The sequence below is a fragment of the Leptolyngbya sp. Heron Island J genome (assembly GCF_000482245.1).
GTDB lineage: Bacteria > Cyanobacteriota > Cyanobacteriia > Phormidesmidales > Phormidesmidaceae > Leptothoe.
This window is the reverse complement of the sequence record NZ_AWNH01000037.1, coordinates 12773-29602: the sequence shown is the minus strand read 5'-3', so window position 1 is coordinate 29602 and position 16830 is coordinate 12773. Positions and strand designations below refer to the sequence as shown.

At 48.7% G+C, this 16830-nt stretch carries 10 protein-coding genes; 3 read left to right on the top strand and 7 right to left on the bottom strand.

Annotated elements, in window-relative coordinates:
- The first annotated feature begins 719 nt into the window (after window positions 1–719).
- Window positions 720–1106, top strand: a complete 387-nt coding sequence (locus N836_RS50335) for a Nif11-like leader peptide family natural product precursor (RefSeq protein ID WP_023072382.1) — start codon at window positions 720–722, stop codon at window positions 1104–1106.
- 542 nt (window positions 1107–1648) lie between these two features.
- Window positions 1649–4204, top strand: coding sequence for a DUF3536 domain-containing protein (locus N836_RS50330; RefSeq protein WP_023072381.1), 2556 nt, complete (start codon window positions 1649–1651; stop codon window positions 4202–4204).
- Here N836_RS50330 and N836_RS73215 read toward each other — a convergent pair whose 3' ends face one another.
- Window positions 4205–4807 carry a peptidoglycan-binding domain-containing protein gene (locus N836_RS73215; RefSeq protein ID WP_031292577.1) on the bottom strand — a complete coding sequence of 201 codons (603 nt, stop codon included), beginning with the start codon at window positions 4805–4807 and terminating at the stop codon, window positions 4205–4207.
- Between the two features lie 156 nt (window positions 4808–4963).
- Window positions 4964–5857, bottom strand: coding sequence for a peptidoglycan-binding domain-containing protein (locus tag N836_RS50320; protein ID WP_161634961.1), 894 nt, complete (start codon window positions 5855–5857; stop codon window positions 4964–4966).
- 473 nt (window positions 5858–6330) lie between these two features.
- Here N836_RS50320 and N836_RS50315 point away from each other — a divergent pair, with 473 nt between their 5' ends.
- Entirely contained in the window at window positions 6331–7401 is a 1071-nt protein-coding gene (locus N836_RS50315) for an ion channel (RefSeq protein WP_023072378.1), read from the top strand.
- Window positions 7402–7515: 114 nt separating this feature from the next.
- Here the strand turns inward: N836_RS50315 and N836_RS50310 are convergent, their stop codons facing one another.
- From N836_RS50310 to gyrA, 5 genes are all read right to left on the bottom strand, one after another.
- Window positions 7516–8589, bottom strand: a complete 1074-nt coding sequence (locus N836_RS50310; protein ID WP_023072377.1) for a response regulator — start codon at window positions 8587–8589, stop codon at window positions 7516–7518.
- Between the two features lie 826 nt (window positions 8590–9415).
- The gene (ppk1, locus tag N836_RS50305) at window positions 9416–11584 is read right to left on the bottom strand and encodes a polyphosphate kinase 1 (RefSeq protein ID WP_023072376.1); all 2169 of its coding nucleotides are present in this window, start codon (window positions 11582–11584) and stop codon (window positions 9416–9418) included.
- 34 nt (window positions 11585–11618) lie between these two features.
- Window positions 11619–11825, bottom strand: a complete 207-nt coding sequence (locus N836_RS50300; RefSeq protein ID WP_023072375.1) for a hypothetical protein — start codon at window positions 11823–11825, stop codon at window positions 11619–11621.
- Window positions 11826–12045: 220 nt separating this feature from the next.
- Window positions 12046–13668: a mechanosensitive ion channel gene (locus N836_RS50295; protein WP_023072373.1), complete on the bottom strand. Its 1623-nt coding sequence runs from the start codon at window positions 13666–13668 to the stop codon at window positions 12046–12048.
- Between the two features lie 298 nt (window positions 13669–13966).
- Window positions 13967–16636, bottom strand: coding sequence for a DNA topoisomerase (ATP-hydrolyzing) subunit A (gene gyrA / locus N836_RS50290; RefSeq protein WP_023072372.1), 2670 nt, complete (start codon window positions 16634–16636; stop codon window positions 13967–13969).
- Window positions 16637–16830: the final 194 nt, after the last annotated feature.

Sequence of the window (16830 nt, the reverse complement as noted above, 5' to 3'; positions counted from 1 at the left end):
CCTTTCGCTGACCTATCTATGTCGCAACCTAAGGCCGGTTCACTTATCGTTTATCCGCGGATACTTCCTCTCACCGGGGCACCGAATTGGGGCTCTCAGTTCCCTTCGGCTTTATCCATCGCTTCACACCCCATCGTTACCGATGACGCATGGATGAATTGAGGACTCACCTAGACACTGGTTTGGCTATTGCAATGTTTCACAACAGCACTCGTTCGAGCGACTTCGTGTCGCACAGGCTCACCATATTCTACCGGGCCTGGTCAGACGCCTCTGATAATCATGATCCCCAAACGAGCAGACCCAGACTATCAATGTTTAGTCTGGCAATGTCTAGTCTGGGTAAAAGTTAGATAAGAAAAGTGCGGAATGCCGAACGTGTTACTTGAAGAGATCACCAGGGGAGAGCCATCAACGTTAACAAAAACCGTTACAGGCTTAACACTCTCGTTACTCGTAACATTAATTAAAGGACATCTATCTTCATGGCTTATCTATCTAACAGCAAACGCCAAAAACGTCGTAATCGCAGCCGCAATCGCTTTGTTCCTGACCCCAATGGCAAGCCCGGACGGACACGTTCTGGTGGTGGTCGGTAAAATTTCTGTTTTTGTTAACGTTAGCTTCGGGTCAGAGTTGTTATAGCTAGTGATAGAAAAGACTCTAGAGTATCTACTCGTGATGATCTATTCACTCAATAACCTACCCTGAGGCTGCCTATGACTACTCACAATGTTCTGCAGTTTATGCAGAAGACTGCCGATAATACTGTGCTCCAAAAGCAGCTTGAGCAACTGCTGGGCTGTGGCGACGGCGACATTAGCTCAAGTGTTAATCTTGATCCCGAAGAATCCTTAGCCCTCAGCCAGCGCGCCCCTAAAGTAATCGAACTGGCCGCATCCATGGGTTATAACTTTTCTAACGATGAGTTAATATCGGTGATTGATGCATTCAAGCAGCATCAAAATGGCATGATCTCTGATCAAGCGTTTGCTAAACTCCTGGGGATCACCTCAGGGGAAAGTGTTCGTCCAGCAGTCAAAAATAACTTTAAGCGGCTTGCCAACTATCTATCGAAGACTTACTTCGGGGTAAGCCTGTCTTAATGATGGGGCAAAATACTCACAGCTTGACCTGGGTTTTTAGAGCAACGGGTTAAAAGCCCAGGTTTCTTGATTCGTTAAACAATCGCGATCCCGGCGTGATCCCCAGCCTAAAAAGCAACCACCATGCTTGCATAAACAGCTAAGGCGGTTGTCTCTCTTATTAGTTTTTCTCTTAATCTGTAATTTTCTCTCACTTCTCCAAAACGGTTGCCTAAAGACAACTGTTTTAGGCACTTACGAAAATAGCTGAAACCCATTACTCAGGGGCATCATACTATCACTACGACAACGGGATCATGCCCCTCAGAGCAAAGAATATTTTGTTACGTAACACCGCCTTGAGAAACGTAACGACTCTGGAGAAGAAATTGTAAGTCCGTTAGAGTGTCATTGGACTATCGTAGGTTCGTGAGAGCAGTAAGCGCTTGCTCATTTGGGCAGGCTAAGTCTCTGGTTCTGCTCACCTTGGGTCTGGTAAATCCCGTCACAGGCTGTCGCCATTCTCTTTTTAAGTCTTTTCTTATAGTGCAGAGTCACACAACATGGTTAACTTCCATTCTGTGACAGCCTCAGCCTCTGATTCCCAAGAGCTGCTGCTGTCGCCTGAGATGCTTTCATCTGAGGCACCCGCGTCTGATGTGTATGTATGCGTCCATGGGCACTTTTATCAACCCCCACGAGAAAATCCTTCACTAGAAGCGGTGGAACGGCAGCCTGGCGCAGCTCCCTTCCATGATTGGAATGAGCGGATTTTACGCGAGTCTTATCGGCCCAATGCATTTGCACGCATCATGGACCACAATGGTGAGATTCTGCAAATCGTCAATAATTATGAGTCCATTAGCTTCAATATCGGCCCTACGCTAATGAGCTGGCTGGAGCGTCATGATATTGAAACTTATCGGCGGATTTTGGCGGCTGATAAGCTTAGCTGCGATCGCAACGACGGTCACGGTAACGCTATTGCTCAGGTCTACAACCACATCATTTTGCCCCTGGCCAATGAGCGCGACAAACGTACTCAAGTACGCTGGGGGATCGCTGATTTTCGCAAGCGCTTTCACCGCGATCCCGAAGGCATATGGCTAGCAGAAACCGCCATCGATCAAGACACCCTGCGAGTGTTAATCCAGGAAGGCATTAAGTTCACCATTGTCGCTCCGTCCCAGGTGCAGCGGTGTCGTCAGCTGGCCACAGCTGACCAAGCAGCAGGAGACTGGCACGAAGTTGGTGGAGGGCAAATTGACCCTACCCGTCCTTATCGGTGTTTTGTACCCGGCTTACCGGCAGGGCAAAACTATATCGATATTTTTGTCTATGACGGTCCCATTTCTGGCGACATGGGCTTTAGCGATATTTTGCAATCATCCCAGTCCTTTGCCGACCGTATTGGCCAGGCTATTCGTGGTGAGCGCAAAGATGCCCAGCTGATTTCGGTAGCCACCGACGGCGAAACCTTTGGGCACCACCGTGATGGAGCAGAACGGGCCCTGGCCTATGCCCTCCAGCATGAGTTTGTTGACCGGGGTTGGAAGGTGGTTAGCTATGCCCACTACCTCAACTTGTTTCCCCCAACCTGGGAGTTAGAACTTAAGCCGGTCACAGCCTGGAGCTGCGCCCACGGTGTGGAACGCTGGCAGAGTGACTGTGGCTGTGGCGGCGGTGGTGAATGGCACCAGCAATGGCGTAAACCCTTACGTCAGGCTCTGGATTGGCTACGGGATGAACTCAGCGAAATTTATGAGATCACGGGTGAAGAGCTGTTGAAAGATGCCTGGGCAGCTCGGGATAGCTATATCGATATAATTTGCGATCGCACCCCCCTGAATATCGAACGTTTTTTTAACCAACATCAGCATCACGAACTGACTCAGATTGAGCGCACAGACGCCCTGTGTCTTTTAGAAATGCAGCGCCACGCCATGCTGATGTATACCAGCTGTGGATGGTTCTTTGAAGAAATTTCTCGACCTGAAGGTACCCAAATTTTGCGGTATGCGGCTCGGGCAATCGAGTTAGCTGAAGAAATCTGCGGTGAGTCCCTGGAAGCAGAATTTATCGACAAGCTCACCCTGGCCCCCAGCAATATCCCCCTCTTTAAGAACGGCGCTGGGGTCTATCGCGCCCAGGTCCAATCTTCCCGTATCAGCGTGGAGCAGGTGGTGGCCCACTATGCCATGTCCTCATTGTTCCACACATATCATCGTGAGCAACGCCTATATTGCCACACGCTGATCCACCAGGACTATCAAAAGCAAACCATGGGGCCTTTAACCCTGGCACTAGGACAGGTCAACATCGTGTCAGAAATTACCCAGGCCAAGGGTAGCTATATCTTTGCCGTCTGCCATTTCGGGGGACAGGAGTTTCTCTGCGGCATTCGTCCCTTTAAAAATCGGCTGGCCTATGCTCGGGCCAAAGACGCCGTGCTCAGAACATTTGCCCAAGGCAGCATGGTGGAGATCATTGGTACTATCCACAACCATTTTGGTGAATACACCTTTAATCTGCAGCAGCTGTTTAGTGAAGAACGCCAGCACATCATACAGTTGCTTAGCCAAAATACTTTAGAGCAACTCAACCAGCTGTATACCCAGATTTATCGGGAAAACTATGGCGTCTTAATGGCCTTCCATCGTGAAAATATGGCTGTGCCCCGAGAGCTGCAAGTAGCCGCTGAAATCACCTTAAGCCATCGTGTCATTAATGTTTTACGTCGTTTAGAGCAAGACCTCAGCGACATTGATGAGCACATTTTGGCCATTAGCACCGGCTATCTCGGCGAACTAGAAGGGATCGCCATTGAAGCCAACCACCTACACTGCCATCTCACCTTACCCAAGGCTGCAACGCTACTGGAAGGGCTAATCTTACAAACCTTACGCCAGACGTTACGCATCGACCCAGAAGCGGCTCGCCAGGGATGTACCTTGACGATTAATCCGATCGCCATCCAAGGTATTCAACGGCTGATCACCCTGGGAGGTAACCTAGGTCTAAACCTGAATCTAGAACGCTCCCAAGAAGTGTATTATCACTACACTCAGCACTGTCCTTCCATTCCTAGCCTGGGTCGCGCTCTCAAAATCGTTGAATAGCTACCGCCGATATAGAATACGGGCGTCAAACCCTAAACTACGAGCCTCACGCACTCGACTCATAGCGTCGGAGTGACTGCTATAGCGACCTATATTGATGAACTCGCCTTGGCGGACATAGTCCACCACCGCATTGTCAAAGGAGTTTCGCACCTGGCCTAGCTTGCTGGTGGATTCGATCACAGCGGCGATATAGGGCGTGTCATCAGATTGCACATCCCCGTCGTCGTCAACCACAACCACCTCAATCGCTTCTGTTGGGTTGATGCCTAAAATGTCGAGGGTAGAAGGGCCCGCTACTCCAGTTACTGGCAAATCGTATATTTGCTGAAACTGTTCTACGGCAGACCGGGTCATTGGCCCATAGGCACCATCAATGGGACCAGGATCGATGCCATTACGGTCTAAGGCTCGTTGTAATGCCGCTACATCAGCACCAAAATCGCCAGGTGCCAGTGAAGGGGTGGTCACCGAGGGAGGAACGCTGCTGGGGCTAGGCAACGGCGGCGGTTCTAACGGTGGGGGCAGGCGCTGAGCATGGCTAGGTAGCCCCAGGCTGAAAAAAACGCTGCTGACCACAGCAGCCGTCAGCAACTTAGGCATAGCAAAATTCCCTGACATAACGCTGATAGATGTCAACTTAATACAGATTTGCACAGATTTACCGTTCAGCTGAAAACGCTCTAGATTGGCTGGATGGCGTATATATTAGCGGATGTTTGACAAACCTGTACTCATTGACGTTGCAAACCCTAACATTTAATCTCGCAGTACTCGTGCTTCATAGCCTAGATCACTGGCAAAGTCAGCCCAGTCATCGGCATCATCAGGGTCGATAAAGCGACCAATGCTGATATATTCGCCGAGGTTATTTCTCTCCACCGTTGCATTGGGAAAATCTTGCTGGACTTTGCTTAGTTCAGACGGTGCGGTAATGATCGCAGCAACATAACGTCCCTGAGGCGATCGGCTGCTGCCTGTGGGAGCGCTGCCGCCAACATTATTTCCCCCAGCGTTAAATCCCATATTAATTAGGGTGGTGCGATCGGCAATGCCATCCACAGGGAGCCCTGCCGTCCGTTCGTAAGTTCTGACAGCCTGCCGCGTCTGTGATCCATACACACCGTCAGCGGTTATGTTGAACCCAAACATTCTCAAAACCCGCTGCAGTGTGCGGATATCTTCCCGGCTGGAATTAGGGGTGATGCTGTCGGAGCTAATAAACCCATGGTCAGGGTGGGATAACCCCACGGGAATTAGATCGAGATTAACGCCCAACAAATCTAAGGTGTCTTGATCGGCAATCCCAGTGACATCCAGACGACGAATGCGCTGGAACTGTCGTACTGCCTGAGTCGTAGCAGGGCCATAAATCCCATTTACAACCGTTGGAAATAGTCCATTACGGGATAACCGTCGCTGTAACTCTGTGACAGCGGGACCTTGATCACCTTCCCTCAGGCTCGTGATCCGACTCTGCGCTAGCAGCATAGGCGACGCTGCCAAACTACTGGAAAGCGTTGGGGCGGCCATGACAGGCACACAGCTTAATAACCAGGCTCCCATGAACAGCTTGACACTGAGCCGAGCGGTCTGGTTAGTGGTGTGCAAAAACCCCAAAATGCCCATGTTCTGTTGTCTTAATGTCATCATTTCTAACAAATACAACATCTTGGCTCAGTGAAATTACAGCCAGATTTTCTTTAATCTGCCCAATATGCCCAAGATTATGTCTATTAAATCACCTGTATTAGGAATATAGGCGCTTGTCAATGACAGCCAGCATAATGGCGCAAATAAGGTCAATATACGTAAAGCTGATGTAAGCATCAGGCCATCCTGGCTATGCCTCTATCACCGTGCCTATGGTCACTGTATCTATGTACTGTGTCTATGTATGGTCTGTATAAACCGTCTGGATTGAATTATGCGATCGCAAAACCAATGCTAGGAAAGCCAGCGGTTTTAGTTACAATGAGCTGAAACAAAGCATAAAATTTTGTAACACCTTCCGGATTGAGCTATCTTAGGTGGCTTAAGCCTTCGACCTTAGATTCTTAACCTTTACCAGCTGAAACCCTTATAAATCCTACGATTCAGCCTGGCACCTTCATCGTCATAGGGGTATGCCCGGTCTGCGACATGGGATGGCCACCCAAGCGGTCCTGTGCCATCAGTTTGTCGTATCTGGCTATAGGCTGTGCCTCCAGGCTGATTCCCAACTGTTCTATCCCGACAAATTTGTACGTATGCTAAAACCCAGACTCCGTCGTGCCTCAAGGCGGCTACTGTTGTACCGAGAGCAGCGCTACCCCAACATTGAGCGGATCGGTATTACTCATTCTTACTGGGGAGATCTTTACCATATTCTGCTGACCATCTCATGGCCTGCATTTATCATCCTGGTCAGTGGTTGCTATTTACTAGTCAATGGCTTGTTTGCCATTGCCTACAGCGTGGATGCAGATGCGATCGCAAACATGCGCAGTGGCCACTTTCAAGACATCTTCTTCTTTAGTGTCCAAACCATGGCCTCCATTGGCTACGGTGCCATGTATCCCACCAGCACCTACACCCACTCGCTAGTGGTAATCGAGTCAATATTTGGCTTGTTTTTTATCGCCATGACCACGGGTCTAGTATTTGCCCGCTTTTCCCTGCCCACTGCTCGTATTCTCTATAGTCGCGTTGCCGTCGTAGCACCATTTAACGGGGTGCCCACACTGATGTTTCGGACCGCCAACGAGCGCCGTAACTATATTTTAGAAGCTCAGCTGTGGGTCACCCTGGTCAGGGATGAAACCACAGAAGAAGGTGAGTATATTCGCCGATTCCATGATTTACCCTTGGTGCGTTCCCACACCCCTGTTTTTAGCCTCTCCTGGACAGCCATGCATCGCCTAACTAGCGATAGCCCTTTTTATGGAGAAACCCCAGAAACATTGCGTAAGAATCGAGCTGAGATTATTGTCACGTTGACGGGTTTAGACGAAACTCTGTCCCAAACAATCCACGCTCGCCATTCCTTTAGTGCCTACGACATCTATTGGAATCACAAATTTGTAGATATTATTTCGACCAACGATGCAGGTCGCTCTATTGTTGACTACAACCATTTTCACTCAATTGAGCCTGTAGAACACAACACCGCTCATCGACATGGGCAAGAGCAACTCACCAGTTGGACATCCCATTAACCTGGCTACAGTGAAAGCAGTCACGTAACAAAAGTCGGAGGTCTATCAATTTTTGGAGAGAGGTGAACAGCTGTCCACCTCAGCGGAGTCCGGGTCATCCCCAACAACAGCCACCTAAACCAGTAAGGTGAACAGCTTCACCATCAGTTTGGTGCGATTGATCGGCTTACCAATATAGTACGAAGCACCGCAGAACTTAGCCCGAAGCTGACCAATGATGCTAGTCTTTCTAGCCATCAGGATAATCGGCACATCCTTGTACTGCGGATGGCGACGCAGATGAGAACATAAGTCAAAACCGTTCAGCCCCTCCATGCTAGTGGTCAGCATGATCAAATCGGGCTGACACTTTGCTAGGTCTGCCACCGCTGTGGCCACATCATCCACCGATGTAATCGAGAAGACCGTATCCTCCAAATACCCACGCAATTCCTGTAAGCACTGATCATCAGAGTCAATGCACACAAGCTGATATGAAGGAGATGCACTGGATTTATTGGCCAGAGTTGACGTAAACGGGTCTGACCCTAGAGCCTGCAAGGAAGTCTCAAATGTAGTCGGAGACGCCTGTTTCAACAGTGTATTAATGTCACTCCCTGGTACACTCGCCTGAGCCACTTTGCTGCTTTTAGGTGCAGGCATGTCGCTAATGGGGGTATTATCTCGTTTAGTCAGGGAGGCCGATTCCTGATGACACTGCTCCACCAGGGTGCGAATATCTAATGTGCAAAACGTAGGATAGTCAACAATATTGCTAAAGCTATTGACCTCATAGCTACCACGATTCACCCTCAGCAAGGATGTCAGCGTTGTCACCGCCAGCGCACGAATAAACTGCCCCGCCTGGTCAAACGCAATGTGTTCTTGCTCTACTAACCAGCGAATAGCTCGATAGTCGGCGGTCAGATCATTACTTTGATGAGTGTACTGACGATGGTAGAGCTGCAATTGTGCAAGCACTAGATCAGATAGCGTCTCAGGGAACAGTTGACGTCCTTCAAACCTCAGTGCATCGAATCCGTTTTGAGAACTCGTTGCAAATAAAAGCTTACCCCGCTGTAACCACAAAGACCACCGCACATCATTGGAAACTACTAGGAGTTCACCACTGACTTGACGCCCTACAAGCTGTGCCAACAAAGTGAGGGGATGTAATGTTTTTTGCGTAATAGTGCCTGCTAAAACCATGGGAGAAATCCGATCAAGGAACGGTATTCGAAGTGATAAAAATCAGATAGAGCCGCAATGGATCACGGGTTGTATGTGGAAGAAATCAATTCGATATAAGCGTAATATCGATATCAATTTCTCTTCCCCAAAAAACCATTCAAGCAACTAAAGAACCGTTTAATTGCTTCGCACTCTCTTGATATAAATAAAGATGGGAAGTAATTAACAACTGGGTAGATACACCTAAATCACCAATAAGTTCAAGTTTCTCAAGCAATGAAAATCATACTTTTCTCGTGATTTTTTCGAATGCAAATAATAACAATCGAAGCATCACAGACTTGAACAATTTATTTACTCGGCTATATTGACTAATTTCAATCAACTGTTTTAGAAACGCAAGTCTTTCGATAGGAGCTGGTCGAAAATTTATATGTTTGGCCCTATTGGTTTATATAAATGAAATTTAAAAATATGATGTTTTAATTGATGCTGATCCGGAAATGTACGTACTTAATAACCTTAATCATATCATGGTCAATGAGAACTTATGGATGTCCTAATTCTAAGAGTACTTAGGCATTTGAACAGTTCCCACACAGATTGTTAGCATGACGTACACTCCTCTCAACACACGTGGGTAGATGACACATTTTTAACAAAATGCTTCATGCTTAACCACGCCTTTTCAGTCCATATTCATCAGCAAAATTGCCGATTAAACTGCATTATTTAACTGGATAACCCATCAAAAATATTGAATGGAACCTGACATTTTGTGAGTTTCCCCAACATGCCGGCATTTACTGACTCACATTCCTCAGCCAATTGACTGAATTGGAGGTTAGTAGGCTTTGAGGGCTTGAGCCTGTTTCATTAAAGACTCATGGGTGCTGCTTTCAGGTTCATTGGATTGAGGGCGGCGCTGTACATAGGTCCCATCTGCCTGCATTTCCCAAGCCTGGCGATTATCCGACAAACAGGTCTCTAACAGATTCGTCAGGTCCCGACGGAGGTGAGGGGCCAGGATTGGCGTGACCGCTTCGACTCGACGGTCTAAATTACGGGGCATCCAATCGGCACTGCCAATGTAAAACTGTTCGTTCCCGTCGTTTTGAAAGTAAAAAATCCGGGAATGTTCTAAAAACCGACCAATAATGCTGACCACGCGAATATTTTGACTAACACCTTTAATGCCAGGCGTCAGACAGCAGATACCACGCACGATCAGATCAATGCTGACACCGGCTTGAGAGGCTCGATACAAAGCTTGAATAATACCTGGGTCCACCAGCGAATTCATTTTTGCAATGATGCGACCATTGTGACCATGGCTAGCTTCTTGCTGGATCAAAGCCAACATCCGCTCTCGTAAGGTAATGGGAGCAATCAGTAACTGACGATAGGCTTTTTGTCGTGAGTACCCTGTCAGGTAGTTAAATAAATCGGTTAAGTCTGCACCCAGCTCTTCACTACAGCTTAACAGGCCCAGATCGGTATAGATGCGAGCAGTTTTGGGATTGTAGTTACCGGTCCCAATGTGTACATAGCGTCGAATGCCATCGTGCTCTTTACGCACTACAAGGGCTACTTTGGTGTGGGTTTTTAGCCCTAGAAGGCCATAAACGACGTGTACACCAGCTTTTTCAAGGGTGCGAGCCCAGTTAATATTATTTTCTTCATCAAAACGAGCTTTGAGTTCTACCAAGGCAACAACTTGCTTGCCGTTTTCGGCAGCTGAGATCAAAGCACTGATAATCGGAGAGTCTCCCGATGTACGATAGAGCGTCATCTTGATGGTCAGCACATCGGGGTCAGCCGCCGCCTGAGTAATAAACTGTTGCACGGTGGCAGCAAAGGAAACGTAGGGATGGTGGACTAAGCGATCGCGACGGCGAATTATAGAGAATACGTCATCCCTCTCACCATCGGGATCATCGCGAGTAATCCGATGCCATGGGGCAGGGATCACAGCGGACCAGTCGGGATCTTTGAGTTCTGGTAGGGGCAGCCCGATCAGCTTCATCAAATCGCCAAGACCAATTAACCCCGTAACATCATAAATATCATTCTCAGTCAAATCCATCTCTGTCAACAGAGTGGCCCGCACTTCAGGCGACGTATCCGCCTGTAGTTCCATACGCACCAAGGACCCTCCCAAACGGCGTTTACGGAGTTCCTGTTCTAACGCCAGCATTAAATCATCGGCGTCATCTTCTTCAATAAATACATCGGCATTCCGAGTGATGCGAAACGTGTAATACTCTTCGACCACCATGCCAGGAAACAGAAACGTGAGATTTTTGCCGATGACCTGCTCCAGGGGAACCGCTGCCCATAAGGAATCTTCAGGCTGGAGTGCTTTTGGAAGTTGAATAAAGCGCGGTAAGACTTTAGGAACTTTAATCCGGGCAAAGTGAGTTTCTTCAGAGTCGGCTTCACGCACAACAACAGCCAGATTGAGGCTGAGATTTGAAATGTAGGGAAAGGGATGCCCCGGATCAACGGCCAAGGGAGTCAGTACCGGAAAGATTTGATCTTCAAAATAAGCCTGTAAATAGGTTACTTGCTTACTGTTGAGATCGTCGTAGTCCAACAGATGAATGCCATATTCATGAAGTTGCGACCTGACTTGCAAAAAGCAATCTTGTTGCTTGGCAAATGTTGGTCTGAGCTTATCGCTGATGGCCTGTAGATGTTCGATGGGTGTGCGTCCATCAGGTGTACGGCGATTAACCTCAGCCTCAATTTGCTTTTTGATCCCGGCCACACGGACCATAAAGAATTCATCCAGGTTATTGCTAAAAATAGCTAAAAACTTTAGCCGCTCTAGCATCGGTGTCCGCAGGTCGAGGGCTTCATGGAGCACTCGCTCATTAAATGAAAGCCAGCTTAACTCTCGACTGATGTAATACTTTGACGACCTCAAGTCGACAGCAGGTGCAGTTTCATTGACGTTCGCATCCTCATCAGCACCGTTGGCAACAGGTTTCTCGGCGTTTTTATCCAACATTTTTGTAGATCTTCCCCATCTATATCAAGTTTTTTTAGAAAACATCGCGTTCACGACCAACCCACCACTCGCCGAGCTTCATTAAGTCATCATGGATATCGGCCACTTGTTTGGCATAATCATCTGCGGAGAGTTCATGGCGACGTTCTTGCAGTTTCTTGAGTCGTAGCTGTATCAGTAGCCAGGGTTTACTAATCCCGTCAGTGGCTTCAATATACTGGGCTAGATCATTGCTATTCATAGATTGATGTCCTTAGGAGTAGGCAGGGAAAAACGCGTGTACGCTGTGTTCTTTAAAGCACCATCTTTACCTTACTTAAAAATTAAGTTTCATGATGACAGGTTTGAACAATCAGCAAACCCGCAGAAACGAAACTCTGTTAGCTTCCTTCTGCGGGTTTAAGTTTGGTGGGATTAGGCTGAAGCTGCCCTTAGAAAAATCAGGCCTTCAACCTAAGTAACTACTGCTTTAGATGATTCACCCATTCTCGTAGGTTATCGGCGGCAACATCACGTCCACCCAGGCCAAATGCGATCGCAATGGCCACTGCAATTGCTCCCAACAATAAGCCAAAGGCTAAATTAACGATGCTAGTAGCCACACCCATTTGCTGTAATGCCATGGCTCCGACAAAAGCAATGATGGCAATGCGAGCAACTTGAGCCAGGGTATTTGAAGCCGACATCCCCATACCGTCAATCAACCGGAAGGCTAGATTCGCGGCATATAGACCAATGGCAAAGACAACAATGCCGCTAAGTACCCGCACAGAAACAGCCATGATATTCTTGACGATATCGGTGAGTACCGGAAAATCAAGAATCTCAGTAGCGGTGATGGCTCCAAATAAAACGATGCCGACAAGAACAATCACCCCAACAATCTCGGAGGGTGACTTTTGAGGTGGCTCCACGGCAGGCATAGGCTCGCCTTCAGGCAAGGTAGAGGCCTCCTGCTCTGGAGCAGACAGCTCAGGCAGCCCTAGGACATTGGTAACGTTGTCAAAGCCAAGCCCTGACAGCAGACTGACGACTAAATCGGACACAAACTGACCGATAAAGTAGAACACAGTCAGCACGACACCCGCTGCCAGCACCTGAGGAATGATAAAGAGCACTCGCTCTAACATATCCACAGCTGGGCCTGAAATCGCATCAATATCGAGCTCGTTCAGAGCTGCGATCGCAGCCGGAATCAAAATCAAGGTGTAGACCAAAACACCAGCCAGACTGGAAACAGAAACACCTTCATCGGGACGAGCTGCCAGACCAAAGCGGGCACCAAAGTTATCAGCACCAGTCGCCATCAGTAAATTGGTGACGATCCCCTTCACGATATTGGCCACTAACCAACCGATACCAAAAACAATGGCCGCCGTCAGTATCTGAGGAATCGCCGATAGAAACTCATTTAGTAATTCCTCAACCGGACCGAGGAGACCGGGCAGCTGCAGCGCACTGAGAACCAGCGGCAGCGATAGTAGGAAAATAAACCAATAAATGACATTCCCCAGGGTTTCATTGACCTGAAAGACATTGCCTTCAGCATCAACACCGGTTTGCTCAGACAAACGCTCATCTAAATTAAAACGGCCCAGACCATTGACGACAGCGGCCTTAGCGATTTTAGCAATCACCCAGGTAACAAACAGGATAACCGCCGCTCCGGCCAATCGAGGAACATACTCGAAAACGGTTTGTAACAGACCACTAATGGGCTCTGAAACAGTATCCAGTTTGAGGGCATTCAAAATGGCGATGATGAAGAATAGCATCACCACCCAGAACACAACACTACCTACTGTGCTCTCGACCGACACATCATCGCCAAGTCCGGCCTTGGTTGCTAGCTGATTATCTAGTCTTGTTTTGCTAAGCAAAAACTTAGCAAATGCCTTAGCGATTGTGGCAACTACAAGACCCACAATCAAAAGGAGAAACGCGCCTAGTAGCCCAGGCAAAAACGTACCCAGCTGACTGCTGATGGTATTCGTAAATTGCGTAATCGGATTTGTCTGAGCAAGATTGAACGTCGGGTTCAGACTTAACCAGTCAAACCCAACCACCCCGTGGAGTTGAGTCATTGTTATCCCTATGCCTACTGAACATCTAATATGTGCTATGTGCCGAGCACGACACTAGACCTAAACACAAAGCATGTTTGCACTCATGTTTGCACTTTAGGTTAGCGCCTAATATCAATTTTTTTCCCCGGAAGCACTATTAATAGCAGACTTTGTAATAAATCCCTTGTATTTCTAGGTACAACTGCGTAGCTTCTATGATTTTTTGGGGTTGTCAAGCCCCAATTAGCGGATTTTTGGCGGATTTTGATACATCCCCCTTGGTAGAGATCACCTCAGGGGAGTCGGCAATCAGAGACTACTCATCATCTACAGGTGCATCTTCTGCAGGTGGCTCAGGCGTTGTCTCGGCTTCAGCGGCCACTGGAGCATCAGTAGTATCAACGGGCTCGGCTTCAGCGGATGCTGACTCTTCGTCGTCAACAAGCTCATCGTCAATATCCAGTTCTGGAACAACGGCAACAGCTGCGATCGCATCATCATCATCCAAACGCTGCAGCTGCACTCCTGTCGCCATCCGTGACTGAATTGAAATCGCATCGATGGCCTGGCGAATGATAATGCCACGCTGAGTCACCAACATCAATTCATCCCGAGGGTTGACAATCCGCAGAGCCACCAGCTCATCGTTGTCCTTACGGAACTTCATCCCTACTAAGCCCATACCGGCACGATTCTGCAGCCGGAAGTTATCAACCGGCACCCGCTTACCCAAACCACCAGCCGCAATCACCAATACCCAGGGGCCACCAGCTTCTTCACCGACAGCTGCCTCAACATCGTCTGCATCGTCAGTATCATTGGAAGCCGCCACCTGTGCAGTTACCGCAGCCGGTAAGATATCCATACTAATCAGCCGATCGCCCTGACGCAGAGACATCGACTTGACACCGCGAGTAGGACGCCCCAAGGGACGCAGCTGATCGTTATCGGCCCTAAAGTGAATTGTCATCCCCTGTTGAGAACCGATGATAATACTGTCTTCGGCTCGGGCTAACCGCACCCAACGCAGCTGATCGCCTTCTCCCAAGGAAATCGCGATCAAACCATTGGCCCGGATATTACTAAAAGCAGATAGGGCTGTTTTCTTGATAAAGCCGCCCTGGGTCAGCATCACCAGATAAACATCTTCGACAAATTCCTGTACCCCTAGCACCGAAGTCACTTTTTCCTCTCGCGGGATGGGTAGCATCTGCACAATCGGATTACCCCGCGCCACCCGAGAGCCTTCTGGAATCTGGTATGCCCGTAGGGTGTAGGCCACTCCCCGATCGGTGAAAAATAGTACATGGTCATGGGTACAGCAGGTGATGAAATGCTCAATGGCATCATCATCTTTCATGCGCGTTCCAGATTTACCACGGGTCGCCCGATTCTGCGCTTCGAAGGTGGAGACAGGCATCCGTTTAATGTAGCCCTGCTCAGTCACCAGAATTACTACCTGCTCATTGGCAATCAGAGAGATATCTGTCAGCTCATCCTCAGCCGCTTCAATTATCGTCCGCCGTTCGTTAGCGTGAATATCACGCAGCTGCTGCAATTCTTCTTCAATAATGGCCAGAATTCGCTCACGCCGGGCTAAAATATCGCGCAGATCAACAATTTTCTCCTGGAGTGCTTCATGTTCCTGCTGAATTTTGTCAGCTTCCAGGGCAGTTAAACGACGTAACTGCATCTGCAAAATCGCATCGGCCTGGGCAGAGGATAGCTCGTAGGACTCCATCAGCTCTTGCTTGGCAGTGCCCACATCCGCAGCATGACGAATCAGCGCAATCACCGCATCAAGGTTGGCCAGAGCAATCAGATAGCCCTGAAGGATATGGTCTCTCTCCTCGGCCTTACGCAACTCATAACGGGTGCGGCGGGTAATCGTCTCTACCCGGAACTCCAGGAAGACTTCTAAAAACTGTCGCAGGGTCAACAGCTGAGGTTCACCATTCACCAGGGCCAGCATGTTGACGCCAAAGTTGTTCTGGAGTGGTGTCTGTTTATAGAGATTGTTGAGCACCACCTTGGGATAGGCATCGCGCTTCAGCTCAATCACCACCCGCATGCCGTCGCGATCGCTCTCATCACGAATGTCTGAAATACCATCCAAACGACGGTCATTGACCATCTCAGCAATTTTCTCAATCAGACCGGCCTTATTGGTCTGATAGGGCAGCTCGGTAATAACAATCGCTTCACGGTCAGGACGCCCTGTATATTCAAGGGTTTCAATGGTAGCAACACCACGCATCGTGACCGAACCACGCCCCGTGAGATATGCATCACGAATCCCATTGCTGCCAACAATCAAGGCTCCGGTGGGAAAATCCGGCCCATGGATATGCTGCTGCATCAGTTCCTGACTCGTAATCTCAGGATTTTGGATTAAGGCAACCACACCGTCCACTAGCTCACCCAAATTGTGGGGAGGAATGTTGGTGGCCATCCCCACGGCAATACCTGAAGACCCGTTGAGCAAAAGCTGAGGCACCCGCGCGGGCATCACTGTAGGCTCCTGCTGAGAACCGTCAAAGTTATCAGCAAAGTCAACCGTCTCGGACTCAATATCTCGTAGTAAAGCCTCACTGGTTAAGGCATGGAGCCGCGATTCGGTATATCGCATCGCCGCTGGCGGATCGTTGTCGATAGAGCCAAAGTTACCATGGCCATCAATCAGGGGTGCCCGCATGGAAAAGTCCTGAGCCATGCGTACCAGGGCATCATAGACTGCCGTATCGCCATGGGGATGGTACTTACCTAACACCTCACCCACAACACGAGCACATTTTCGAAAGGGCCTATCCGCAGTTAATCCCAGTTCATGCATCGCATAGAGAATACGACGATGCACCGGCTTGAGACCATCCCTAGCATCTGGCAGGGCACGTCCTACAATCACGCTCATGGCGTATTCTAAGTAGGACCGGGACATCTCGTTGCGCAGATCGGTGGATACGATCCGCTCTTGGGGATTACTCATACAGAAGGGAGACTCCAAAAACGCCAGAAAAACAATGCCTAACTTGACCGGTTCTTAGTAAGCTTTTCAAGTACCCTAAATAGGGGATATTGGGGAAAGTTTTCCTGGGAAATTTTCACTAAGAATGCATAAAATTTTAGCACACTATTGGCATTCTTGATGGACACCATAACCCTATGAAATACAAGGGTTTG